Annotated in this window: 27 protein-coding genes and 1 pseudogene; 11 read left to right on the top strand and 17 right to left on the bottom strand. The window is 45.9% G+C overall.

Features of this window, described 5'->3' with window-relative positions:
* Window positions 1–99: 99 nt before the first annotated feature.
* The 3 genes from H6F66_RS09510 (at window position 100) to H6F66_RS09500 (ending at window position 1,620) form a co-directional block, all read left to right on the top strand.
* Window positions 100–705, top strand: coding sequence for a peroxiredoxin (locus H6F66_RS09510; protein WP_190420541.1), 606 nt, complete (start codon window positions 100–102; stop codon window positions 703–705).
* Window positions 706–919: 214 nt separating this feature from the next.
* A complete protein-coding gene (locus H6F66_RS09505; RefSeq protein ID WP_190420540.1) occupies window positions 920–1,324 on the top strand; it encodes a DUF1308 domain-containing protein in 405 nt (134 codons plus the stop codon).
* Window positions 1,325–1,326: 2 nt separating this feature from the next.
* Window positions 1,327–1,620 carry a DUF3349 domain-containing protein gene (locus tag H6F66_RS09500; protein ID WP_190420539.1) on the top strand — a complete coding sequence of 98 codons (294 nt, stop codon included), beginning with the start codon at window positions 1,327–1,329 and terminating at the stop codon, window positions 1,618–1,620.
* A gap of 121 nt (window positions 1,621–1,741) precedes the next feature.
* On the opposite strand, the gene H6F66_RS09495 is transcribed toward H6F66_RS09500, so the two are convergent.
* From H6F66_RS09495 to H6F66_RS09485, 3 genes are read right to left on the bottom strand one after another with little or no spacing between them, the layout of a single operon-like run.
* Complete coding sequence (locus tag H6F66_RS09495; protein WP_242019031.1) at window positions 1,742–2,347, bottom strand: tetratricopeptide repeat protein; 606 nt, start codon at window positions 2,345–2,347, stop codon at window positions 1,742–1,744.
* Window positions 2,302–2,796 (bottom strand): hypothetical protein, encoded by a 495-nt coding sequence (locus H6F66_RS09490; RefSeq protein ID WP_190420536.1) that lies wholly within the window; start codon window positions 2,794–2,796, stop codon window positions 2,302–2,304. The genes H6F66_RS09495 and H6F66_RS09490 overlap by 46 nt, the downstream gene beginning before the upstream one ends.
* Window positions 2,786–4,219: an ATP-binding protein gene (locus H6F66_RS09485; protein ID WP_190420534.1), complete on the bottom strand. Its 1,434-nt coding sequence runs from the start codon at window positions 4,217–4,219 to the stop codon at window positions 2,786–2,788. Before H6F66_RS09485 ends, H6F66_RS09490 begins: the two co-directional genes overlap by 11 nt.
* A 163-nt stretch (window positions 4,220–4,382) precedes the next feature.
* On the opposite strand from H6F66_RS09485, the gene H6F66_RS09480 reads away from it, so the two are divergent.
* From H6F66_RS09480 to H6F66_RS09470, 3 genes are all read left to right on the top strand, one after another.
* Window positions 4,383–4,661, top strand: coding sequence for a hypothetical protein (locus H6F66_RS09480; RefSeq protein ID WP_190420532.1), 279 nt, complete (start codon window positions 4,383–4,385; stop codon window positions 4,659–4,661).
* Between the two features lie 94 nt (window positions 4,662–4,755).
* Window positions 4,756–5,331 (top strand): hypothetical protein, encoded by a 576-nt coding sequence (locus tag H6F66_RS09475; protein WP_190420530.1) that lies wholly within the window; start codon window positions 4,756–4,758, stop codon window positions 5,329–5,331.
* A 232-nt stretch (window positions 5,332–5,563) separates the two neighbouring features.
* Window positions 5,564–6,103 carry a redoxin domain-containing protein gene (locus H6F66_RS09470; RefSeq protein ID WP_190420528.1) on the top strand — a complete coding sequence of 180 codons (540 nt, stop codon included), beginning with the start codon at window positions 5,564–5,566 and terminating at the stop codon, window positions 6,101–6,103.
* A 222-nt stretch (window positions 6,104–6,325) separates the two neighbouring features.
* Here the strand turns inward: H6F66_RS09470 and H6F66_RS09465 are convergent, their stop codons facing one another.
* The 8 genes from H6F66_RS09465 to H6F66_RS09430 all read right to left on the bottom strand — a co-directional run bounded on the left by H6F66_RS09465 (window position 6,326) and on the right by H6F66_RS09430 (window position 14,794).
* The gene (locus tag H6F66_RS09465) at window positions 6,326–7,336 is read right to left on the bottom strand and encodes a J domain-containing protein (RefSeq protein ID WP_190420526.1); all 1,011 of its coding nucleotides are present in this window, start codon (window positions 7,334–7,336) and stop codon (window positions 6,326–6,328) included.
* Between the two features lie 85 nt (window positions 7,337–7,421).
* A complete protein-coding gene (locus tag H6F66_RS09460; protein WP_199294959.1) occupies window positions 7,422–7,982 on the bottom strand; it encodes an AAA family ATPase in 561 nt (186 codons plus the stop codon).
* 179 nt (window positions 7,983–8,161) lie between these two features.
* Window positions 8,162–9,451: a glucose-1-phosphate adenylyltransferase gene (locus H6F66_RS09455; RefSeq protein WP_190420524.1), complete on the bottom strand. Its 1,290-nt coding sequence runs from the start codon at window positions 9,449–9,451 to the stop codon at window positions 8,162–8,164.
* A gap of 245 nt (window positions 9,452–9,696) precedes the next feature.
* A complete protein-coding gene (gene ppk1, locus H6F66_RS09450) occupies window positions 9,697–11,844 on the bottom strand; it encodes a polyphosphate kinase 1 (RefSeq protein WP_190420522.1) in 2,148 nt (715 codons plus the stop codon).
* A 205-nt stretch (window positions 11,845–12,049) separates the two neighbouring features.
* Complete coding sequence (locus H6F66_RS09445) at window positions 12,050–12,259, bottom strand: hypothetical protein (protein ID WP_190420520.1); 210 nt, start codon at window positions 12,257–12,259, stop codon at window positions 12,050–12,052.
* A 142-nt stretch (window positions 12,260–12,401) separates the two neighbouring features.
* Window positions 12,402–13,007 carry a superoxide dismutase gene (locus H6F66_RS09440; protein WP_190420518.1) on the bottom strand — a complete coding sequence of 202 codons (606 nt, stop codon included), beginning with the start codon at window positions 13,005–13,007 and terminating at the stop codon, window positions 12,402–12,404.
* 228 nt (window positions 13,008–13,235) lie between these two features.
* Window positions 13,236–13,730, bottom strand: a complete 495-nt coding sequence (locus H6F66_RS09435) for a TIGR00725 family protein (RefSeq protein WP_190420517.1) — start codon at window positions 13,728–13,730, stop codon at window positions 13,236–13,238.
* Window positions 13,731–13,909: 179 nt separating this feature from the next.
* The gene (locus H6F66_RS09430; RefSeq protein WP_277873817.1) at window positions 13,910–14,794 is read right to left on the bottom strand and encodes a 4-hydroxybenzoate solanesyltransferase; all 885 of its coding nucleotides are present in this window, start codon (window positions 14,792–14,794) and stop codon (window positions 13,910–13,912) included.
* A gap of 205 nt (window positions 14,795–14,999) precedes the next feature.
* Between H6F66_RS09430 and H6F66_RS09425 the strand changes: the two genes are divergently transcribed.
* A complete protein-coding gene (locus H6F66_RS09425; protein ID WP_190420516.1) occupies window positions 15,000–16,655 on the top strand; it encodes a Ppx/GppA phosphatase family protein in 1,656 nt (551 codons plus the stop codon).
* Between the two features lie 413 nt (window positions 16,656–17,068).
* On the opposite strand, the pseudogene H6F66_RS09415 reads toward H6F66_RS09425, so the two are convergent.
* Window positions 17,069–17,158 (bottom strand): annotated as a pseudogene (locus H6F66_RS09415) (Hsp70 family protein); the annotation flags it as partial.
* A 105-nt stretch (window positions 17,159–17,263) separates the two neighbouring features.
* The gene (locus tag H6F66_RS09410) at window positions 17,264–17,557 is read right to left on the bottom strand and encodes a hypothetical protein (RefSeq protein WP_190420515.1); all 294 of its coding nucleotides are present in this window, start codon (window positions 17,555–17,557) and stop codon (window positions 17,264–17,266) included.
* A gap of 308 nt (window positions 17,558–17,865) precedes the next feature.
* Between H6F66_RS09410 and H6F66_RS09405 the strand changes: the two genes are divergently transcribed.
* The 4 genes from H6F66_RS09405 (at window position 17,866) to plsY (ending at window position 21,205) form a co-directional block, all read left to right on the top strand.
* Window positions 17,866–18,663, top strand: coding sequence for an MlaE family lipid ABC transporter permease subunit (locus H6F66_RS09405; protein ID WP_190420514.1), 798 nt, complete (start codon window positions 17,866–17,868; stop codon window positions 18,661–18,663).
* 56 nt (window positions 18,664–18,719) lie between these two features.
* Entirely contained in the window at window positions 18,720–19,118 is a 399-nt protein-coding gene (locus tag H6F66_RS09400) for a DUF3119 family protein (RefSeq protein ID WP_190420513.1), read from the top strand.
* Between the two features lie 174 nt (window positions 19,119–19,292).
* Window positions 19,293–20,525: a DUF3086 domain-containing protein gene (locus tag H6F66_RS09395; RefSeq protein WP_190420511.1), complete on the top strand. Its 1,233-nt coding sequence runs from the start codon at window positions 19,293–19,295 to the stop codon at window positions 20,523–20,525.
* A 32-nt stretch (window positions 20,526–20,557) separates the two neighbouring features.
* Complete coding sequence (gene plsY / locus H6F66_RS09390; RefSeq protein ID WP_190420509.1) at window positions 20,558–21,205, top strand: glycerol-3-phosphate 1-O-acyltransferase PlsY; 648 nt, start codon at window positions 20,558–20,560, stop codon at window positions 21,203–21,205.
* A 317-nt stretch (window positions 21,206–21,522) separates the two neighbouring features.
* On the opposite strand, the gene proC is transcribed toward plsY, so the two are convergent.
* The 4 genes from proC to pipX all read right to left on the bottom strand — a co-directional run bounded on the left by proC (window position 21,523) and on the right by pipX (window position 24,331).
* Entirely contained in the window at window positions 21,523–22,329 is an 807-nt protein-coding gene (gene proC, locus H6F66_RS09385) for a pyrroline-5-carboxylate reductase (protein ID WP_190420508.1), read from the bottom strand.
* A 69-nt stretch (window positions 22,330–22,398) separates the two neighbouring features.
* Window positions 22,399–22,986 carry a cell division protein SepF gene (locus H6F66_RS09380; RefSeq protein WP_190420506.1) on the bottom strand — a complete coding sequence of 196 codons (588 nt, stop codon included), beginning with the start codon at window positions 22,984–22,986 and terminating at the stop codon, window positions 22,399–22,401.
* Window positions 22,987–23,179: 193 nt separating this feature from the next.
* Window positions 23,180–23,851 carry a YggS family pyridoxal phosphate-dependent enzyme gene (locus H6F66_RS09375; protein ID WP_190420504.1) on the bottom strand — a complete coding sequence of 224 codons (672 nt, stop codon included), beginning with the start codon at window positions 23,849–23,851 and terminating at the stop codon, window positions 23,180–23,182.
* Between the two features lie 210 nt (window positions 23,852–24,061).
* Complete coding sequence (pipX, locus tag H6F66_RS09370; protein ID WP_190420502.1) at window positions 24,062–24,331, bottom strand: transcriptional coactivator PipX; 270 nt, start codon at window positions 24,329–24,331, stop codon at window positions 24,062–24,064.
* Window positions 24,332–24,552: the final 221 nt, after the last annotated feature.

Raw genomic sequence — 24,552 nt, 5'->3', positions numbered from 1 at the left:
GATCGTAAATAAACAATCGTTGCGTCCAGGGTAGACCCAAACTAGATTACCCCTGAACCAGCTCATTTAGTAGCAAAATAATTCAAGGAGAATCGATTCATGACTCACCACGCAGAAGGGTGCCTTCGGGTTGGACAAGCTGCCCCTGACTTTACTGCAACCGCTGTGGCAGATCAGGAATTTAAGACGATTAAACTGTCTGACTATCGTGGCAAATATGTAGTCTTATTCTTCTATCCCTTAGACTTTACATTTGTTTGCCCCACGGAGATCATCGCTTTTAGCGATCGCTATGAAGAATTCAAAAACCTCAACACTGAAGTCCTCGGCGTATCCGTTGACAGTGAATTCTCCCACCTAGCCTGGATACAAAGCGATCGCAAACAAGGCGGTGTGGGCGACCTGAACTATCCTCTGGTTTCTGACATCAAGAAAACCATCAGCGCTGCTTACAACGTCCTCGATCCTGAAGCTGGAGTAGCACTGCGCGGCTTATTCATCATTGACAAAGAAGGAATTATCCAACACGCGACTATCAATAACCTCGCAGTTGGTCGCAACGTCGATGAAACCCTCCGTACCCTCAAGGCGTTCCAGTACGTGCAGTCACACCCTGATGAAGTGTGTCCCGCTGGTTGGCAAGAAGGCGACAAGACGATGGTTCCCGACCCCGTTAAGTCCAAGACTTACTTTGCCGCTGTTTAATTTCCAGATAGCGAGTCAGTTTCAAGACTAATTGAGTTTTGAATTAATTAAAAAACCCCAACACGCTTTATCTAAGCTGTGTTGGGGTTTTTAATTACTCTAACTGCTGTAACGTTGCTTTCACGATAGCTAGATGTTGTTGATTGTATGCGATGCCCCTTGCCTTCATCAATTTAGTGTATAAAGTCAAAATGGTTTTGGGTGTGGGATTGAAATGGTTAACTTGGACACCAACACAGCCTTAGCGTTCATTGCTGAAGGTTCACCTGTCCGTTATCAGTTGCGAGAATATGTACAAGGAAAACAAATGGTGATAACTCAGACAGCATTTGATGAGTTCACTCGAATTGTGCAGCGTAGTGGTGGTGTCTTAGAACAGTCAAGAACTAGCCGATTTCTACAAATACTGACCATTACTCCCGACAATCCCTCGGCTAGAGCATTAAGCCTCCGACCTACAAGAAGGTTGGAAGAAAACGATATCATTATTTTAGGAACTGGCGACCAGTTGGGCATTGTAACCATGACGGCGGATGTTAACGCTGTTAGGTCGGCTCTAGCTCAAGGTGTAGATTTCAATGTATATATCCATCCCCCTTTTTCTTTAACAGGGAATTAATTATGCAAGTTACTATTGCGCCTTATTTATTAAATACCTATAAGTTAATTCAGTGTGCTTTTCCTGATGGAATAGACTCGGAATCTTACTTGCCGCTTTTGGCAATGCTTTCTGATGAAATGAGCCATCGCAGTCTTGCACAGGTTATCGCTCACTACACTGGAAAAGATTATTATCTTGTTCTAAATGATGTCTATGGGATGAGGTCAACAGATGTGCCTCCGTCTAATGCTATTGACAAAGTAAAACAGCGTTTACTTTCTTGCGGTTATGAAGAGTGGCTGAAAGAGGAGTAAGATCGCGTTAACTCCTGTAACGCTGCTTGCACAATATCTAGATGCTGGTGATTGTATGCGATCGCGCCTTGCTAACCCTTCCTATCATCGCTCATCTCATGTAGTCATAGCACCTCACGCCCTATGCTTCCTGACTCAGCAATTTTTCCTTGAGTTCCTGACACTCTTTTGCTAACGGAATGCCTAACTCTGTGGCAATCGATAAGGCGTGATCGCAATACGCAACAGCCAAAGCGCGATTACTTAATTTTTCATACACTTTTGCCAAGTTTTTGAGAACTATAGCTTCACCTAAGCGAGCGCCAATTGTTCTATAAATATCTAGCGAAGCCTGCAAGTTTGCCATAGCTTCTGAATAGTGTTTAAGTGTTATTAGAGTCTCTCCCAAATTAACCATCGCCGTCCCTTCTCCGAAGCGATCGTTTATTTCCTGTGCGATCATCAAACTCTGCTGATGATACTCAATAGCTTTGGCATAGTCTCCCAAAACATGGTAAGCATTGCCTAAATTTCCTAGAGCATATGCTTCTCCTTGGCGGTTTCTAATTTCCTGCGCGATCGCTAAACTCTGGTGATGATACTTGATTGCTTTGGCATATTCTCCTAAAGAATAGTAAGCAATTCCTAGATTGATCAGAGTAATCCCCTCATCTCTGCGGTTTCCAATTTCCCGTGCAATTGTCAAACTTTGCTGAGAATACTCAATCGCTTTGGCATAGTCTCCCAGAACATAGTAAACCTTGCCCAGCTCATAAAAAAAATAGCATCTCGACTTGGACTTAGTTTGCCCAATATTCTGCTGTACAAGTTAACTTGTTCATGATAAAAGCCCCAAGTTCCCAGTTGGGTATGTAATTCTTCATTGCTTGGTGTATTGAGGCGAATCGATAGGAGAATGCTTGCTCTTTCCCAATCTTCAACTTCGCAGAGATGGTGAAAGGCTTCCATGTAGCCGCGAACTTTCTCTAAATTGGGCGCATCTGGTAGCGGTTTGTATTTTGTGAGCCAGTTGATTACTGCCCTGTATTGGGTGCGTTTCCAACTCGGCTTGATAAATTTCACTTCTGCTGGAGCGATACCAACCTTAGTCAAGATCGACTCACCGGATGCTGTAATATCAATATTCTCACGAACTTCTTCGTCTTTAACTTCTAACTCATCAAAGTTACTCATCATCCTCACCAAGCTGTTTCAAGTGTTCAATCGCTACACTGCGGATTAAATTGTGCTGCCTCAAGAGGCATTGATTGTTGTCAATGACTTCCTCCACCAAATATCGCTCACGCAACGCATCTAGCATTTGCTGGCTCTTCTGGTCATTCCAATCTTCTGGTAAATCCCAATCTTCTAAATGACTCAGCCAAAACTCCTCTGGTACTGGACAGCGATACACTGAAGCTTCACAAAGCAACACATAAGCATAATGAACATCCTTGTTTAACCGATTAAATGTCTTTTCCAGCCGGACTCGAACTTGTCGCCGCAAGCCGCGAGTGTATCGATCCAGCTGCCATCTGTCATCTGCTGATGCCATTAATCCTTTAGTTTTGGCTTCCTCAATCGCTTTCTCGACCTCTTCTATTTCGTGACTGTGCTTGTTCCAGTAAGCCACGACATTGCCATTAAAAGGCTTATTCCCAATTTCCCCAGCAATCGCCCGCAAAGCTAAGGGATGCCCTTCATATACAGCCCTGATCCGATCTAGATAGGGTCTGTTTGGTGACTCTTTGCCAACCTCTATCCCTGTTTTCTCGAATAAATCCAAGCTCTCCAGTTCTGCGAGTCCACTCAGAGGTTGGCAGTACCAGAAATTTGGATAACGTGTGCCTATTGCTAATACCTGTGCTGGCAAATCTTCTGACGTTAGGATGAGCCGACTTTGGCAAGATTCTGCTGCTAGTAAATTTTGAAAAAATCTTACCCACCACTTATCGGCAAAATTACCCCAGCCATATTCTTCATTTCCCTTCAGTAGTCCTTCTAAAGAATCAATCAGCAGTAACACCTGATTCTCGCGCAGGTATTTTACTGACCTGTGCAACAATCGTTCTGGCTCTTTATCCTCTGGTAGGACACTCTCACCCCACTCCTCCAGCCATTTAACTGCGACGCTGGCAAAGTCTGTGGCTTTGTCCTCGTAGTCAAAGTTTGCTCTCCAAAACTTTTGCTTCCAGTCTCCCTGGAACCAGTCTTGCAAATCGACTGCTAATTTTTCAGCCAATGCGGTTTTCCCAATTCCCGTGATGCCAACTAGGATTAATAGCCGACATGATCCTCGAACTTTCTGACTCAGTTCGGCAACTAGCTGCTCTCGACCTACCCAAGCATAATCATAGGCAAAAAACTCTGGTCTAGAATCTGTTTGTGGCGATGGACTGTTATCAACAATTGCTTCCCAGTTCTCTATCCCTACAGCCTTACAAATCGCGATAAAGACATCTTGCTGGATCGGTCGTCCCGTCCTAAACCGCTTCAAAGTTGCTCCTGAAGTATTGGCAGCGGCACACCAAGCAAGAGCGGTTGCTGCCCAGCCTTTCTTTCTTCTTGCCCGATCAACGATTTCTAGCCCTTTTTTAGATGCTTTGAAAGAAATTGCCATTTTACACTATAACAAAAATTTCAAAGGTTCAGTTTCGGCTCACCTTTGCCACTGATCCCAAAAGGGAGCCAAAAATGGGGCTTACCAGAGAAGATACATAAAACAAGATTACAGTGTAGAGCCTAAATTCTTTAAAGACTGCTTAGTATAATTGGTCACTATAATGCTTGTCACGATTACGGACATCGAAAAATTGATTCAACAAGCTAAGCAAGCTGGTGCTGCTCCTGGCGAAATACAAGAGCTTCAAGAACACCTATCAGAGATAAAGTCTGGCAAGTTGATGAGTAACGCAGACACCTCTTTCATGTATGAAGAAATTCAAAGTGACGGTGGAAGGGTTGTTTGTGTGTCAACTGCTCCAGTTTCGCCAGAAGATGACGATGATTTCGAGGGAGTAACCTTCAAGCCTGTAAAACATAGTTTGCCTCCCAAGCCATAACGGAATTAGAACAACAGTAAATAATGTAACGAGCCTAGCAAATGCACCATGCGCTTGCTAGGCTGTTTTATAGGTGGTTAGAGGAGAATTTGCATTGCGTCTAGAAGATCATACAGGCAAGTTTAGTGAGGCGGAGCTACAGGAGTTAGTAAATTTTATTTGCAATGATTTACTTTCTACTGAAATAGATACAGAGTGGCTTGATGTCATCAGGATTCGTAAAGATGATCGAAGTGGCTACCGAGGGTATTGGAAATTTAAACTACGTTTTGATACGCAAAATCAGATTGACGGGATTGTAGCTGTAGTTGTCCTGAACTATTACTATGTGAGGACGCTTGATGCCCTCAAGGAGGTATTAGCCCATGAATACGGACATCATTGGACTCTATCGCACCTTCTAGTGAATCAACGAATTATCGATGTATGGAAAGAACGAATCCCGATAGAATACTATCAGCTTCGAGGCTTAAACAATCAAGCTCATGCTCACGACTACTCTAAAGGTTGGCACTGTTGTGACAAAGAAATTATAGCGGAGGATTATCGAGTGCTATTTGCTCCAAAGCCTTACAATGAAAATCATAGAATGGTAGTTAATTTTGATAGTCCACTTGTACAGCCTAATCAAGAAATTAAAAAATACATAGAGAGTCTACAAACTCCGTAAATGGCGTACCTGCGCGATCACAATTTTGCTATGGGTCTTACCCCCAGTACCACAAAAGTCAGGGTTTTCTAAGAAGAAGTAATGCTTGTCAGTTTATAAAGTCAGTCGCATCTTCAATTCAGGGATGCGATTTTTGTTGGGGATGAAAGCTCGATCGCATCTTCCTCAAACCCGCTCACAAATAAGTAAAGCAATATTAAAATTACAACAATAAGAGCAAAATGGTATTAAAATGCTGACTTCTACCGACTTTAGCGGACTGCTGAATCAACGCTTTTTCCAGAATTTCTTTCCGATTCCAGCAACAAATAGTCTGAATCTGGGAGAAACTACGCCAAACTTTGAATTACCGGACATCACTAATGGCGGGAAAGTCAAGTTATCAGATTACAGGGGACAACCTGTTATCGTGGCACTTACCCGCATCTTCACCGAAAAGCAATATTGCCCTTTTTGCTTTCCGCATATCAAAGCGCTGAATGAAAACTACGAGCAGTTCACCAGTCGGGGGGTAGCAGTGTTGATGATTACCAGTACCGATGAGCAACAGAGCAAAATTGTTGTTAAAGACTTGGGTTTAAAGATGCCGTTGCTGAGTGACCCCAGTTGTCGGACATTTCGGGCTTACTGCACGGGTCAAGCTTTGGGTGCGCCTTTGCCTGGACAGTTCGTTGTTGACAAAAATGGGATTTTGCGCTATAGGCATTTGTTCTCCTTCCTCGACCATAATGCCTCTGTGGAGACGCTGTTAGATGCAGTCAGCCGATTGTAGATTCAGGTAAACCTCTCCCCAACCCCTCTTTTAAAAGGAGCGGCAGGGTAGTTTCATTTATTAAAAGAAAATTCTGTAACGTTGATTTGGGTTTGCGGTAGGGGCATGGCATTGCCATGCCCCTACTACAAAATGTCGCAATGCCTCGATATTTTCTAAGGGTTGCATGAAACCACCCTGCCTTCCCTTCAAAGGAAGGGGCTGTTCTTGTTAGGTCTAAGCCTACAGTTTCACCTGAGCTAAGTTACTGCGAGGGTTGAAGGTGCGACTGGCGCGGATTTTTTCATAATATTCGCGTTCAGTTGGGGTAATGTCTTTCGGCGTTACCAGCTGAATTTTCACTAACTGGTCGCCGCGATCGCCTTTAGGGTTGCGCCAACCTTTGCCACGCAGTCGCAGAGATTGACCCGAACGGACTCCAGGGGGAACGTTGACGTTGACGGTGCCATCTGGTGTCGGAACCTCTATCTGCGCCCCCAAGACGGCTTCATCTGGCGTTACAGGCACTTCGCAGACTAGATTATCGCCCTCAAATTGGAAGAAAGAGTGCGGCAGAAGTTCTACTATCAAATACAAGTCGCCGCGCTGTTGGGTGTAGGAACTAACAGAGCCTTTGCCTTTGACGCGAATGCGGCTGCCGTTTTTAGCGCCGGGAGGAATTCGCACTTCAATAGTTTCATTTCCTAAAGACAGACGCTTCTGAACGCCGTGAAATGCTTCGGATAAACCCAGTTTGATGCTGGCTTCTCTATCGGCGCTTACTCCAGAAGGCTGTTCGGCATAACTGCCAAAGTCTGTATATCCAGTACCAGTGGATGGGCGATAGGTTGTCCGCCGTCCGGTGCTGCGTCCACCAGTTCTCGCACTAGCACCGCCTAAACCGCCGAGAAGATCGTTGACGAATTCATCAAAATTCGCGTACTGGCTAAAGTCAAAGCCTTCAAAGTCAACGTTAGTTCCAGCGCCGCCGCCGCCGCTGAATGGCGATCCTTCTCCGACTTGTCTCCAGTATTGCCCAAATTGGTCGTATTTTTGGCGTTTTTCGGGGTCAGATAACACTTCGTAGGCTTCGCTGACTTCTTTGAAGCGTGCTTCAGCCTCTTTGTTACCTGGGTTCATGTCGGGGTGGTATTTTCGTGCCAGTCGGCGGTAGGCTTTTTTAATTTCGTCTGAACTGGCGGTTTTGTTTACTCCCAGGATGGCGTAATAGTCTTTGAAGTCGGTTGCAGCCATCAGCCTATCTCCTCTGCTTTAATATTTAGTTTAAGTTTTTTTATTTAGATCCCTCAGAGCTAGGCTATCAAAGGAGTCAATGGGTTTAAGTTCGGTTCTTTCTCATGGATGCGATCGCAATTTCCGTACTTGTCACAGAGTACCGGAGCAGACGATCCAGTCCATCATTTAGGGCTGGCGGTGCGTCTTTTAGTTGTTGGTGCATACTCAGTATGACTTCTTCTGGAACTTGACGCTCGCGCGTTCTATTCCTCTCTAGACACTCCTCTAGTGGCGTATCTAACCATATCCCTGTGATGTGGGTAAAACCAATGTTACGGGAAATAGCGATCGCTTCCCGACGATGTTTCCTAGCCGCATTTGTAGCATCGTAAATCGCCTGATGTCTCTGGCGAAGTGTTTGAGTTAATTGCCGCTGTAGCTCATGCCATATTAACAGCCACTCTCCCTGCACGGCTTCATCTCCAAAGAGTTGCTCTCGAATCCCATCTGTGGAAATCAGTCGCCGCTGTTCACATTCTGCAAGCAGTTGTTTTGCTAAAGACGATTTGCCACTACCGGGAAGTCCAATAAGTAAAAAAAGTGCTGAATATTTAGGAGTTAAGAGTGAAGAATGAGGAGTTATGGGAGCATCAGAATCTGACAAATTAATTGCCCTCAGACTAGAATCGATGCTCCACAAACAAAGCCTGCCGGGAGCAGGGTATATATATCTGCGAAGGTGGACTTTGTTTGTCTAGCCGCGATTAGGAACATCGCCTGGTATTTTTGCTCTCATTGAGATGCACCCGGAGTTATTAATTCAAAACTCATAACTCCTAATCCCTAAATCACCGTTCCATCGGCAATCACGGCATTTTTCAGCACTACCACAATACCGCTGCGGATGTAGAAACCTTCGTCTTCGCGGTTAGATTCTTCCACGCGGTCTTTATTGATAATTTGGACATTGCAACCAATGTGAGCGTTTTTGTCAATAATCGCGCGGCGAATTGTTGTTCCTGCACCGATACCCAGGGGAACCTTGCCGTCTTGACAGTTAGAGTGTCGTTCAGCGAAGGGTTGATAGTAGTCTGCACCCATTACCAGAGTGTCTTCGATCAGACAACCGGATTCTATACGCGATCGCACTCCCAATACCGAATGCTCGATTCGGCATTCTTTCAGGATGCAGCCTTCCCCAATAATAGATTCTGTTACCTGGCAATCTAGCAGCTTACTGGGGGGCAAATAACGAGCGCGAGTATAAATTGGGGCGTTTTCATCATAAAAGCTGAAAGGAGGCTCCGGTTGCCGCGTCAGAGCCAAATTAGCATCGTAAAACGCCTCTATGGTTCCAATATCTTCCCAGTAATCATCAAACAAGTAAGCTTGAACGTTGAAATCCTTCGCCGACGCTGGGATGATTTCCTTACCAAAGTCGGTTCTATCGAGGTTAGTTTGCAGTAGCTGCATCAGCACCTCTTTTTTAAAGACATAAATCCCCATTGAGGCAATAAAGGGATTTTTCTTTGCTTGTTCTGGATTCAAACCCAGGGTAGTCGTATCGACTTCCATACTGTGCAACGCATCGCCTTTGGGCTTTTCGCTGAAGTCAATCACCCGCCCGGTGTCATCAATTTTCATCAAGCCAAAATCCGATGCCCGACGCTCATCCATCGGCACAACGGAGAGGGTAATATCGGCATTGGTATCGCGGTGGCGTTGCACGAACTGGCGATAGTCCATCCGGTAGAGATGATCTCCCGACAAAATCAGGTATTCATCAACGTCCCACTCGTCCAACAGCCAGAGATATTGGCGGACAGCATCGGCGGTGCCTTGGAACCAGTTGGGGTTTTCCGGAGTTTGCTGGGCGGCTAGCACCTCAACAAATCCCTCTGTGAACCCAGAAAAGCTGTAGGCGCGGGCGATATGTCGATTGAGTGAAGCTGAGTTGAATTGAGTTAGGACGTAAATTTTGAAAATTTCTGAATTTATGCAATTACTGACCGGGATATCGATCAAGCGATATTTTCCTGCCAGCGGTACAGCTGGTTTAGCCCGCATCTTAGTTAACGGGTAAAGACGGGTGCCTGCGCCGCCACCGAGAATAATAGCTAATACTTTTTTCACGCTTTAAGCCTCCCGACTGCCAATGAACTTCCAAGACCAGTGTCGGACTGTGTGGGGAAGTTTGCAAGGGGGGACTGGGGAATGGGGAAAGGGGATTGGGGATTGGGGACTAGGAGAGTTATGAGTTATGAATTAGTTACTCTTGGTCTGATAACTTTTTCCTATACCCAATACCTAGCCCTAGTCCCCAATCACTTAACTTTTCCCTATAGCCATTCCCTAGCCCCCAGTCCCCATTCCCCAATCTAAATTTGCAGTGCCATGTCCATTAAAATTTTCTGGGCGCTTTGCTCTTTTTCCTTGCCGTCGGGGTGGCGTTGGACGTATTTGCCATCAGGTTGTAAATCCCAGGCTTGACGGTTGTCTGCCAGCATGATGCCGAGTATTTCTTGCAGGTCGTTGGAGATGTCGGGATCTTCTATGGGAGCGATCGCTTCCACTCGTCGATCTAGGTTGCGGGACATCCAGTCAGCGCTGCCAATATACACTTCTGGTTTACCGTGATTGTGAAAGTAATAAATCCGGGAATGTTCTAAAAAGCGCCCAACAACGCTAACCACCCGGATGTTTTCACTCACCCCTTCCAGTCCGGGACGCAGACAACAAATTCCCCGCACAATCAGATCGATTTGCACTCCAGCGATGCTTGCTTGATACAGGGTGGCAATAATTTGGGGGTCTGTGAGAGAGTTCATTTTGGCGACAATACGACCGCTTTTCCCATCCCTACAGTGTTCCATCTCGCGGCGGATCAAGGCGACAAAGCGATCGCGACAGTTCACTGGCGACACCAACAGCTTCCGATAAGAACGCTGTCGCGAGTAACCAGTCAAGTAATTAAACAAATCTGTCAAATCCGCCCCCAAGTCTTCGCGGCAGCTTAACAGCCCCAAATCTGTGTAGATTCGCGCCGTTTTAGCGTTATAATTCCCCGTACCAATATGGACGTAGCGGTGAATCCGGTCTTCCTCTCGACGCACTACTAGAACTACTTTCGTGTGAGTCTTCAAACCGACTAAACCATAGACTACATGGACTCCAGCTTGTTCTAACTTCCGCGCCCAATTGATATTATTCTCTTCATCAAAACGGGCTTTCAGTTCCACCAACACCGATACTTGTTTTCCCTTTTCCGCTGCTATAATCAGCGCCTGAAGAATCGGCGAGTCGCCAGTAGTGCGATACAGCGTCATTTTAATCGCCAGCACATTCGGATCGTGTGCCGCCTGGGTAATGAATCGCTGCACCGTCCCTCCAAACGAGTAATAAGGATGGTGAACCATCAAATCTGCATTACGAATTACAGAAAAAAAATCTTCTTTCTCATCCGAACCGTCTTCGTTGATTCGTCGCAGGCGTGGCGGTACAACTGGAGTCCACGCAGGATCTTTGAGTTCTGGGATTGGCAATGCCATAAACGACATCAAATCTGCCTGTCCCAGTACTCCTTCCACCTCGTAGACATCTTTTTCCGAAAGTCCCAGTTCCCGAATCAGCATCCCTCGCACCGCTTCAGGCATGGAAGCTAACATTTCCATCCGCACCACTTCACCCCCAACGCGGCGTTTCCGCAGTTCCTGTTCAATCGCCAGCAGCAGGTCATCGGCTTCGTCTTCTTCCACGTCGATATCTGCATTGCGGGTGATGCGGAATGGGTGATATTCCTGAATATTCATCCCCGGAAACAAAGATTCTAAATTATGGGCGATTACCTGTTCTAAGGGTACGCCAGTCCAAATGTGTCGCTGATTTTCGATTATAGATGACCGACTGCCAACTCCAGCTTCTTTTGGCAAGGGTACAAACCTGGGTAAGGTGTTCGGGACTTTGACTCTGGCAAACAATTCTTCGCCAGTGTCTGGGTCTTTGACCACTACGGCGAGATTGAGGCTAAGGTTGGAAATATAGGGGAAGGGATGGCTGGGATCAACAGCTAGCGGAGTCAGAACTGGGAAGATTTGCTCCTCAAAATACTTTTGCAGGTAAATTCGCTGTTCCTGGTTCAAATCCACGTAGTCTAAAAGATGAATGCCCTCTGCCGCCATCAGGGGCCGCAATACTTGTTCAAAGTGTTGATGCTGTAGTGCTACTGGGGGGCGGGTCTTAATGCTAATCAGTTCTAACTGTTCAGTAGGTGTCCGACCATCGGGGGGCAGTTTGCTTACTTTAGCTTCTTCCTGTTGCTTCAGCGCCGCGACGCGCACCATGAAGTATTCATCCAGGTTAGAACAGAAGATGGCTATAAATTTTAGGCGTTCTAATAGGGGTGTTCGAGGGTCGATGGCTTCATTCAACACCCGGTTGTTAAACTCTAACCAGCTGAGTTCCCGGCTGAAATAATATTGTGGATCGTTGAGATTAATTTCTTGTGTAGTTTTTTTTGATTTCGGCATAATCTTAAGGGACACAAAGGGATGACTATTCCATCAATGATGGATTTATACTATCTTGAGATATAAGAGCCAGAAACTATCTGACGGTAGGTGAAAGCCGTGTGGAGATAAAAGGAGCCGCTACGCCTTTGTTTCGCCTTAGACTTCACCAGCGCTGGTCGCCAAGCCTATTCCCGTCGGACGATAGCCATTTGATCAGCTTTTTTCAACCAAATACTTCATCTTCCCTTCCCCGCCACCACTCACCTAGATTCATTAAATCCTGATAAATATCTGCTAATTCTTCGGCATATTCCTCTGGAGAAATCGTCGGGCGACGTTCTTGGAGTTTCTTTAGCCGCAATTGCACTAATAGCCAAGGCTTGGAGATGCTATCTGTTGCTTCGAGGTATTGCGCTAGCTCTTTACTATTCATGATTTAGCTGGTGGGAGTTTTATCTTCTTTAAAGATAGAGACAACCAAAGTTTACAGATAATTATAAAAAAACAGCCACTACTAAAAGTGTGACTGTTTTCAAGACGATTAAATTTGACCTAGCTTAAACATCAGCAGTTATTTAAGCAGCAGCCGATAAATTTTGGGCAACAAAGTCCCAGTTGATCAAGTGGTCAACAAAGTTCTGCATGAAGTTTGGACGGCTATTCTGGTAATCCAGATAGTAGGCGTGTTCCCAAACATCCATCGTCAGTAAGGGAGTTTGTCCGTAGGCAATTGGGTTTTCCGCGTTCGGAGACTTGGCTACTTTCAGGGTGTCGCCATCCTTGATCAGCCAAGCCCAGCCGCTACCGAATTGGGTGCCTCCAGCATTTTTGAACTCGTCTTTGAATTTGTCGAGACTACCGAAGCTGGCGTTAATCTTTTCCGCTAGTTCGCCACTAGGATTGCCGCCTCCGTTTGGCTTGATGCCATTCCAATAGAAGGTATGATTCCACACCTGAGCAGCGTTGTTGAATACAGCAGCTTTGTCTGAAGCTTTGTAGGTTGCCTTAATGATTTCTTCAAGCGACTTGTCGGCTAGTTCCGTGTCCTTAACCAGGTTGTTGAGAGTGTTCACGTAAGCAGCATGATGCTTGCCGTAATGGAACTCAAGTGTCCGCGCCGACATACCAGACGACTCTAAAGCGTCTTGATCGTAAGGTAAAGGGGGTAATTCAAATGCCATTGTGTTCAATCCTCTGCTAACTGCTTTCTAGCTTAAAACTAATGAAGAAGTTTTTTTCTTCTTAAGCATATAAGTCTCGCCAGACCGAGGTCGCGATCGCTGACGATATAAAACTTAACCACTGGATTGTACCTTAAAAGTCGAGAGACAGCCAAAATCAACGGTTTATGCCAGTTTAGATGCCGCTTTCCACTAATTTCTGCCGCTTGCATCTATCCAAAGGGATAATTAATAATGGCTCAAAACTTCTTTAACGATTTCGATTGCCGCTGCTGGAGTATTGGCAATCAAAATAGAGTCTTCAGACAAGCTTTGGAAAAAAACTTTACTTTCTGGATGATTCGTTAACAAAATCACTTTTTTATGGTTTTTCAAAGCCAGGGCAATTTCCGAAGCCGTTCCCGCACCCATGCCACAGGCAATCACAACATTAGAGGAGAGGACATTAATATTATTTCTCCCATTTCCCATATCGGTAACAATCGCAATATCTACGGCATTAGAAACAGCGCTGGTATCGTTAGTAGGAAGAATGCCAATCGTTAGACCATTGGCAGCTTTTGCGCCCTTACTTGCTGCATCCATCACACCCGCATTTCTACCGCCAGTCAGCAGCACCCATCCCGATTGGGCGATGAGGTTGCCTAGTTTGTAGGCATTTTGTAAGTCGGTTTCGGTGGCGTTGGCACCTGGCCCCATAACGCCAATGATGATTTTTCTCATAAGAAAATTATTGAAATTTTTCACACTTTAGTTAGCAGAGGAAATCTGCCCGTCCTTCAGATCCCCGACTTCTTAGAGAAGTCGGGGATCTCGCCTTCCCGAATCATTTAGGACTGCTATAGGCAAAGTTATAATCCCCATTGCGATCGCAATGGGATTTAAAAAACACTCATAAGCTATCAGCTAAGAGATCCGGCAATCATCCCGGCGAGTACAATAAAGCCAATCCAAACATTTTGGCGGAAAGTTTCCCCGTAAACAGGTGTGGGGACATCTTTTTGGCTAATTCGGGCATATTGCCAAATCCAGGCTAAAGTAGCAACAGCCAAGGCTAACCAAAAACTCAGATGTAATTGCATCTCGATTCCTAGCCATTCTAGTAAGATTGCGGTGCCAACAAAGAAAACGCCCACAGCTTCGGCGGCGTATTTACCAAAGAACAAAGCACTGGAGTTAATGCCAATTCTGCGATCGTCTTCCTTGTCGCTCATGGCGTAAACTGTGTCAAATCCTAGTGTCCAAAGTACCGTCGCCCCCCATAAAATCCAGGTGGGTTCTTCTAGCTTGGCAGTTACAGCAGTCCAACTGATCAGAACGCCAAAACCCCAGGCGATAGAAAGTACCAGCTGTGGCACCGGGAAGACGCGCTTGGCGAGGGGGTAGCATACGATAACCGGAACTGCGGCGACGCACAGCCAGAAAGTTAGCGGGTTGAGGTAAAAGGCGAGAACAGCAGCGCAACTCATCGCTATCAAGGCGACGACGATACCAGTTGTTACTGACAAGGCACGAGAAGCGAGGGGACGCGATCGCGTTCTTTCCACTTGTGGATCGATATCCCGATCCCACAAATCGTTAATAACGCATCCAGCAGCACTTGTAGCAAGAGTACCCAACACCACCACGCCAACCAACGGTAGCGGTGGTGTTCCCCCTGCTGCCAAAAATACAGCCCAAAGGGCGGGAATCATCAAAATTAATCGTCCTTCCGGCTTATCCCACCTCAAAAGCCGGATGATAGTCAGCCATATTGGTTCAGATTGGGGTTCTTGTTGAGTCAGCATGATCTATGAAATTTTTAATCCTTAAGTTTCAATCCCTAATAGGGATTTTAAAGCTGACTTTGCCAAACCCCGGATAAATTCTACAAAGAATCATCAATTTGCTAATAATTCCTATAGATATATGCGATTAATCGTGTCTTTATCCCCTATAGAATATCCTTATTCATCAAGTCTCGGCTGGGTTTAGAACCCTAGATACGTTGCGATGGTTAATTCATTTATCGCCACCAAAGATAATTCTGTGAATATTCCCTTTCCTAAGATGAATCAAGATCGGATTCTTGCTGCTATTGACTTGGGTACAAATTCCCTACACATGGTGGTAGTGCGAATTCAACCTAGTTTGCCTGCTTTTAGTATTATTGCCAGAGAAAAAGATACGGTGCGACTGGGCGATCGCGATCAAAAGACGGGCGATCTGACACCGGAAGCTATGGATCGCGCGATCGCTGCTTTACGCCGCTTCCAGGGAGTTGCTAAAAGTTTGAACGCCGAACATATTATCGCTGTTGCAACTAGCGCAGTGCGCGAAGCCCCCAACGGTCGAGACTTTCTCAAACACGTAGAATCAGAGTTAGGCTTATTTGTAAACCTAATCTCTGGTCAAGAGGAAGCCCGACGAATTTACTTGGGCGTACTTTCGGGGATGGAATTCAACAACCAGCCCCACATTATTATTGACATTGGCGGCGGTTCCACTGAATTAATTTTAGGGGATAGTCACGACGCGCGAAGTCTCAGCAGCACCAAAGTCGGTGCGGTGCGCCTTACAAGAGAACTTGTCAGCACCGACCCGATCAGCAATGCCGAATTTTATTACCTGCAAGCCTACGTGCGGGGACAGCTAGAACGACCCGTGGAAGAGTTGCAGGCTTACTTGCAGCCGGGGGAATTACTGCGTTTAGTGGGAACAGCTGGCACTATAGAGACTTTAGCAACAATGCAGGCGCGAGAACAGATGGGAATGGTGCCAACGCCCCTAACTGGCTACCAGTTGAGTCTCAAATACCTGCGGGATTTAGTTAATCGTCTGCGAAAGATGAACAACGCCGAACGCGCCGCAGTTCCCGGAATGAGCGATCGCCGCTCAGAAATCATTGTTGCAGGTGCAATAATTTTACAAGAAGCGATGACGCTGCTGCGCCAAGAAACGCTTACGGTTTGCGAACGGAGTCTTCGGGAAGGTGTCATCGTAGACTGGATGCTTACCCACGGTTTAATTGAAGACAAACTGCGCTACCAAAGTTCAGTGCGTCAACGCAGCGTCATCAAAATTGCCCAAAAATATCAAGTCAATTTAGAATACTCTCAGCGAGTAGCAGAATTTGCCCTCAGTTTATTTGACCAAACCAAGGAACATCTCCACAACTGGGGTCTAGAAGAAAGGGAACTGCTTTGGTCTGCCGCAATTTTACACAACTGCGGACACCATGTGAGTCATTCTTCTCACCACAAACACTCTTATTACTTAATTCGCAACGGCGACCTTTTAGGCTATACAGAAGCTGAAATTGAAGTCATCGCCAACATCGCCCGCTATCACCGCAAAAATCCTCCCAAGAAAAAGCACGAAAACTATCAAAATCTCCCCAGCAAAAAGCATCGCCAGATAGTGACTCAGCTCAGCGCATTGCTGAGACTAGCAGTTGCTCTTGACCGCAGACAAATTGGTGCTATTGAGCGGTTGCAGTGTGAATATCGCCCGGAACGAGAACTACACTTGCAGCTTTTTCCAACTCATTTAGAGGATGACTGTGCTTTGGAACTCTGGAGTTTAGATTACAAAAAAGACGTGTTTGAAGGGGAGTTTAATGTTAAATTAGTAGCTACTTTAGAGCCTGCTGCTGTTGTGGCGGTCTAGGCTTGTTGCGAATTTAATGTAAGCATTTTTCAAAAACCAGTTTTATTTTATAAAACTGGTTTTTGAGTTGTTACGATAATAAAAAAGAGGTAAATTTCTCATTAATAATGTCAAGTAAAGTTACATCCTCCAAATTATGAACTTCTTAACATCCACAGTGGTTTTTTATTCTGCCAGTATTCTTCCGCAGAACGTAAAATTTCCTGTGCTATTTGCTGCTAGCAACAGCCAGCTTGGCTGAATATATCCGGTCTGTCATAAAATCAGAGATATCTCTTCGTCTAAGGCATGCCAATTAGCCCCAAAGTAGATGAGAAATTTCATCGCTTCAGCAACTTTTCTTAAAAAGGTTTCTTCACTTTAAATTTTTTGACCCCATAAGCTACAGCACAAGGAGTGAGGCGAAGTCCTTATGGGTTAGCAATAATGACGGGTTGCTTGCCCTCTACCACGGCAATATAAGAATTTGTCGTACCTAAACTAATCTCAACTAATTTTGCCATAATGCTCAACTCCGTCTAAGGGTGGGAGGAGCTTATCAGTAGTTAAAAAGATAGTGGCTTCCGTTATGCGCTAGAGTCAGTTTTGATTCCTGTACTCTTAAATTATTAATTTCCGCGTAAATTTTGGTAACGATAGAAGGCGTAGGTGTCGAACATGGCACCAACAATGCTGAAGGTGAAGCCGATGGTTAAAATGCCCTCTAGAGGACAGCCATTGCCGAAGACAGCGAGAAATTGTAAAATCTGCGCCTGGGTGAACTGGGCGATCGCTTCGACTAAAGGAATGTAACTTAGCAGAGACAAACTTGCCAACACCCCGCCAAAAAGGACTATAGGGGCGGCAAAGCTAAGAAGACTCGCCAGAATCAGGGAACGGAAGAAGTTAGGCAAAATGCTCATAAGGACGTTACTGCGAAGGAACTGACCGAGAAGGCTTAAGGGGACAGTGCTTGTTTATCTCTATATACAATAGGTGCGATCGCTCAATCTGCACCGATATGTCAGAAATCTTAAATAAACCTTAAAAATATTGGTTAAAGTCCGTAAATGTATCTCATAATTTCTGGGGATTGGGGGCTGGGGACTGGCGGCTGGGGATTAGGGATTGGGGGATTAGGGCTTTTTGCCTTTTTACTTTTGCATAAGTGCTTTTTTAGGTGGTGCATCAGTTATGCTTTACGCAGTGGTTGAAGCGAGCATTAGCATCATTGAGCGAGACTACGCAAACGAACAGCTTAGGGGTGTGGGGTCAGCGGTTGCTGGCGGCGATTTTCCTGGGGGGACAGGTGATAGTTCACCTACTGACTCGGAAAATCCATCGGCGCAACACCCTCGACCAAATGGCAGCAGTTGGCCCTGAATCTTTGCTAATTGCGCTGATAACTGCCGCTTTTGTCGGCATGGTGTTTACAATTCAGGTGGCAAGAGAGTTTATTAATCTGGGTGCTGGAAGGGCTGTGGGAGGCGTATTGGCGCTTTCTTTGACCCGCGAACTTGCACCCGTACTGACTGCGGTGGTTTTGGCTGGGCGAGTTGGATCAGCCTTCGCTGCGGAAATTGGCACTATGCGCGTCACCGAACAAATCGACGCGCTATATATGCTAAAAACCGACCCGATAGATTACCTGGTGATTCCCCGCGCGATCGCATGCTGCTTGATGCTGCCAGTTTTGACAGTTCTTTCTATCATCACCGGGATGGCTGGGGGAATGCTGGTTGCCACAAATTTATACCATCTTTCCGAAACCGTATTTCTAGATTCTGCCCGGAATTTCCTTCAAGTCTGGGATTTGTGTAGTGCGGCGATTAAAGCATTTTGTTTTGGGGGACTAATTGCCACAATCGGTTGCAGTTGGGGCTTAACCACCACCGGAGGAGCAAAAGGCGTTGGTCAATCTACCACAACAGCTGTTGTCACAGCTTTACTTGCCATCTTTATTTCTAACTTTTTCTTGACTTGGGTGATGTTTCAGGGAACTGGCAGTGCCGTACTGCGGGGGGCCTGAGGTTAAGAACCTTTAAAATAAAAAATAGAGTGACGATTTTTTACAAAACGGGGTTTATGCCTGTGACTACTGCTGCGTCTTCTTCTTTACCGTCACAAACTATTGAACTGTCACCTAGTTACACACTACCTTTGGGATTGTTAGTAGTTGCGGTTCCATTATTGCTCTTTTCACCTTGGCTGGCAAGCGCGATCGCTATTTTCGGGTTGTTCCTGCTGTTTCAGGCGGTAACAATCCGCTTGCAATTCACCCCAACAGCATTAGATGTTTATCGCTCTGATAAAATGATTCGGCGCTTTCCTTACCAGGAATGGCAAAATTGGAAGATTTTTTGGACACCAGTGCCAATTCTGTTTTACTTCAAAGAAGTTAACAGCATCCACTTTTTGCCGATGTTGTTTGATCCCAAGATGCTAAGGACTTGCCTGGAAGAACGCTGTCCCATTAGGAATTAGTTATTAGAAATTAGTTATTAGTTATTGGTGCTGGTAACTAGAAACTAATGACTATTTACTAAAGGCTAATGAATTTAGTCATTAGTCTTTGGCGCTGCCAATTAGGGACTAATGACTAAAAACTAACCAGTAGAAGCTAAAAACTAAGGATTACCGACTACGGACTACGGACTAATGAATTCAGACGAAATCCATACCCAAGAAGATCAAGAGCCAACTGTTAAGACATTGGATAATTTAGACTCGGAAACAGAAACGGTTGTTGAAGTACCCGAAGAGGACAATATAGAATTACAAACGGCAACTATTGTTGAAGCATCCGATGACAATTTAGAGGAACAAACGGTAATTGTTGTTGAAGTATCCGGCGAGAATTTAGAGCCGGAAATGGCAACCGTTGCGCCCACAACCTCCGATGTCGAGAACTCTATAGCAGAGTTAGAGCAACGAGTAGCTGATCTACAACGCCAAGAACAGTTTTTGATACAGGAAATTGCCGCTCAAAAAGCTGCTCACAATAAAATGCTGCAAGAGCAGGTGGTACAAACTCAAACGGTAATGAATCGCTTAATGCAAGAGTCTTTAGGCGAACTGGAGCAACGCAAACAAACCCTACAAATTGCCGTGGAACAACTGGAACGACGGCGCGATCGCATCCGCGAGGAAATGCGAAGAACTTTTGCTGGCACTTCTCAAGAACTAGCGATTAGAGTGCAAGGCTTTAAAGATTATCTCGTCGGTAGCTTACAGGATTTAGTGCTGGCGGCTGAAGAATTGCAATTACAGAAAGAATCGGAAACGCCAAAGCCAGTTGTTGAAGAGTCAAAAGCGGCCGCTGCACCGCCGACAAATCCTAAATTTACGGAACAGGGTTTTCAATCGACATCGAAACAAATTCGCAGTATTTTAGACCAGTATCGGACGCGACCAGACTATTATGGCCCTCCGTGGCAATTGCGCCGGACTTTTGAACCAGTTCATGCGGAACGAGTTGCTAACTGGTTTTTCACTCAGGGGGGACGAGGCGCGCTGCGGACGATGGGAAGCCGCTTGCAAAATATTCTGGTCGCCTCGGCGGTGACTTCTGTGCTAAATACGCTGTATGGCGATCGCGTCCGCGCTTTAATTCTTGCTAACTCTCCCGAACGCCTGGGAGAATGGCGGCGGGGTTTGCAGGACTGTCTGGGCATTTCCCGCGCTGATTTTGGCCCAGAGCGAGGGATTGTTCTATTTGAGGCGGCAGAAGCCCTAGTACAAAAGGCAGATCGACTGGTTAAGGAACGGCAGATGCCTTTGATTATCATTGATGAGACAGAAGACTTGATCAATCTGTCGCTGCTGCAATTTCCTCTGTGGTTAGCTTTTGCGCCCGATCCTCAACAGATGTCCCCTGATATGAGATATTAACAATCGAGCTACAGGTAAGAGGCACGCTTGCGATGATGCTACAGTACGCTGTCAGTGGAGGATTGTTAATAGCAGCCTATCTACTAGGCTCGCTTCCTACGGGTTATTTGGCGGGACGCTGGCTTAAAGGGATTGATATTCGAGAACAGGGATCAGGTTCGACTGGTGCTACCAATGTGCTGAGGACTTTGGGGAAAGGCCCAGCAGCGATGGTGTTACTGATTGATATGTTGAAGGGGATAGGCGCGATCGCTCTGGTTTACGCTTTGTATACCTTTGCTCCCACGCCTCTTTTACCTGCCACCTGGCAACCTTGGCTAGTCGCTGGTACCGCCTTAGGCGCACTCTTGGGTCACAGCAAATCTATCTGGCTTTCCTTCAGGGGTGGAAAATCAGTTGCCACTAGCATTGGCGTTTTATTAGCCATGTCGGTGCCAGTAGCATTAGGCACTGTGGCAGTATTTGGCGTATTTCTCGCCTTCTCCCGAATAGTTTCCCTCAGTTCCATTGCCGGAGCGATCGCAGTTACTCTGCTGATGATTCTCCTGAAACAGCCCTTACCCTACCTGCTATTTGCGATCGCTGGTGGGATCTACGTTATCTGGCTACACAGGGGCAACATTGAACGCCTACTTGCCGGAACCGAACCTCAATTAGGGCAAAAGTTACAGCAAGAGTAGGAATTGCTAATTTGAGGAAGCCACAGCCATCAATACATCTCGGTTAATGTTGTGATGCAAATTTAATCCCTCCAACCCCTTAAAAAAGAGAGTTGAGCAGGGTGGTTTCATACAACCCTTAGAAAATATCGAAAATTGCAACATTTTGTAGGGGCATGGCATTGCCATGCCCCTACCACCAACAAAAATCAACGTTACAAAATTTTCTTTTAATAAATGAAACCACCCTGCTAAAAAAGGAGAGTTGAGGGTATCAAGCCTTATCGCTTGACGTATTGCCATACTCCTCTTTTACTATTAGCCATTAGTTATTGCGACTATTTTCCCAACTCCTGCGATCGCCGGGAAGCTGCCACAACTGCTTCAATCAAAGCTGAACGGAAACCCGAACGCTCTAACTGTGCGATCCCAGCAATAGTAGTACCACCGGGACTGGTAACGCGGTCTTTCAACTCGGCGGGATGTAGCCCGGATTCGTGCAAAAGTTGGGCTGTACCCAGTACAGTTTGGAGAGCTAACGAAGACGCGATCGCTCTTGGCAACCCAGCAGCGACACCCCCATCCGTAAGAGCTTCCACCATAATTGCCACATAGCCGGGGCCTGAACCCGAAAGCCCAGTCACCGCATCCATTAAGGATTCTGGCACCTCCACCACTTCCCCTACCGCCTGGAAGATAGCTTTTGCCTCTTCCAGGTGGTGATTAGTGGCGTGTTTGCCGCGTGCTAAAGCAGTCATTCCCGCCCCCACCGTCGCCGGAGTATTCGGCATGGCGCGGATCGCCCCTGAAAGCGAGAAAGCCGCTTCTAACTGGCTCAAAGAAACACCCGCCATAATCGAAATCACCAACGGCGGTGATTCGGCACGCTCGTCATCCGCCAAGTCTGCCACCACCGCCTCAAACACCTGCGGTTTAACCGCCAACAACAGCACATTACTTGCTGCTACCGCCCGATTGTCTGCCGTCACCTGTACGCCGTACTGCTGCGCCAAAAAATCGCGCCGATGTAGTTGCGGGTCACTCACCAAAATCTCCTCAGCCGGATAAATCTGCTGAGCTATCAGGCGAGATAACAGAGCTTCTCCCATTACCCCGCCGCCAATCATGCCAAACTTGATGGACAACCTTGCCCCCATCACTTAAATTAATTTTGAATTTTGAATTTTGAATTCATAACTCAAAACTCATAACATTTACTGCGCCATCCGCGTCTGTTCTGCTGACCAAGCTGGAGCGGGAGCTGCGGGACGAGAAATGCGGACTTGCGGTTGGGGAGCTTCGTGAACTACGCCCGTCTGGGTACTTACCTGAACACAGCTTGGTGTAAACAGAAAAATACTTTCCCCAATTCGCTCTTGATGTCCATCAATGGCGTAGGTGCCTCCAGCAACAAAATCCACAGCTCGTTGCGCCTGATCTGGGTCCATAATCGTCAGGTTTAACACAACTGACTTCCGCTCCCGCAAAGCTTGTATCGCCTGGGGCATTTCTTCAAAAGAACGCGGTTCCATCACTACCACTTCAGAAATGCCATTTACGGCTCCGGGCATCCCAATCACATTATTCATTGTTGACCCCATTTCTACTTCTCGTACAACAGCTCTTGTATCCCGTGTCCGACGACTCTGGCGGCGTTCTTCCTCTGGTGTTTGCTGAGGATGCTGTTCCTGATAGATGTTTTGGTACTCTTCGCCGTCTGGTTCTTCGTACTCATCGTACTCATAACTGGCAGGCTCGTTGAGTCCCACGAAATCTCGCAGTTTGGAAAAAATATTATTCACAGTTCACGCTCCATCACAACTTCAGGTTTACTCTGGGGATTATTTTACATAGCACCCTTGAGACAGAAGTCTTGGTTAAAGAAACGACAATAACAATCATATAGTCGTGTTGGCAATATAATAGCTGATGTCTTATCCCTTACCCTACCCTTATCTTCAGAATTCTTGTCTTCTTCAGGCGTGGAAAGGCTTCTCAAGGATTCCGTTGGCCAAAAATAATTCTCCCCAAACGCACCATCGTCGCTCCAGCTTCCACAGCTAGAGGGTAATCATCTGACATCCCCATCGATAGCTGCTGCATTTGAATATTTAACCAGTTTTGTTGCCCGATTTTATCAGCTAATTCGCTGGTACTCTCAAATACTGAGCGAATTTCTGGCGGCTTTAGTGCGAAAGGCGGAATTGTCATCAAACCTTGAATTTGCAGATTGTAGCACTGATTTAGGGCTGGTAAATCGGCAAGCAGTTCCGGAACACTCCAGCCATACTTGTTGGGATCAGGCAGAATTTTGACTTGCAGGCAGACTTGTGGCGACAAGGACAGCTCGTTAGCCAGTTGATTGAGTCGCTGGGCTAATTTTAAGCTATCCACGGAGTGAATCCACTGAAATAACTCTAGGGCTTTTCGGGCTTTATTGCTCTGGAGATGTCCTATTAGATGCCAGGTGATGTCTGGTAAGTCTTGGAGTTCGGCTTGTTTGAGTTCGGCTTCTGGTGTGCGACTTTCGCCAAAATCTCTTACTCCAGCAGCATAAGCTTCCCGCATGGCATCTACCGACACTTGTTTAGTGACTGCGATCAGGCGAACAGATTCTGGTAATTGTTGACGAATCTTGACAATTCGTTGCGCTAAGTCTCCGGTCATTAGACCTATCTTCAAAAGGGACTAGGGGTTAAAAAACGCTTTCATGTTCAAAATGAATTTTTCACTTTTTGCATGAAAGCCTTTTTAAAGTGCATGGGGATCGTACTTAAACATCGGCAGGGCAGCTTTAGGAGATAAAATTAAAAATGTATAATTATAAATCAAAAAAGTTTATTTTTAATTTTAATTGTTAATTTTTAATTTTATCTCTTAGCAAAATGTTTGCTTGTGAATAACCTGAAGCTTATCGTACTCCTGTAATTGGCTGCTGCGACGGAGCATCCGCATACGGTTTTCTACCATAAGACGAGCATCGTTGCGACCAATTGGTTCAAATTTAATTCCCGTGGGTGTGGTGTTGACCAAAAAAAATAGACGCTGTGCATACAGGGTGGTGAATAGTTCCTGGTTGTCTTCCAGTAAACAGACTCTGTAAAGTAGACCAAATGTTGGGTGATTCAGATAGGTTTCGGTACTCATTAACATTCACATAAGGAATACCCATCCCTAGCTTGGGGATTGGGAAGAGTCAAAGAGTGGAGATGGCAGTTTGACTCGCGCTAGCCCCCTCTTTTTATACTCAGGGAGTTGACTCCGTTTAAAACTATGCAGATGATAGCTTGATTTGGAGCCACTGGGATGAAGTGGTAGTTGTCATATTTGTGTTATCTGCCGGTAGTTGTTTTTCCAGCGATCGCTGA

This window comes from Trichocoleus sp. FACHB-6, from assembly GCF_014695815.1.
GTDB lineage: Bacteria > Cyanobacteriota > Cyanobacteriia > Cyanobacteriales > FACHB-T130 > Funiculus > Funiculus sociatus.
Note: the sequence above shows the minus strand (reverse complement) of the source record. Positions and strands in the feature narration are given on the sequence as shown.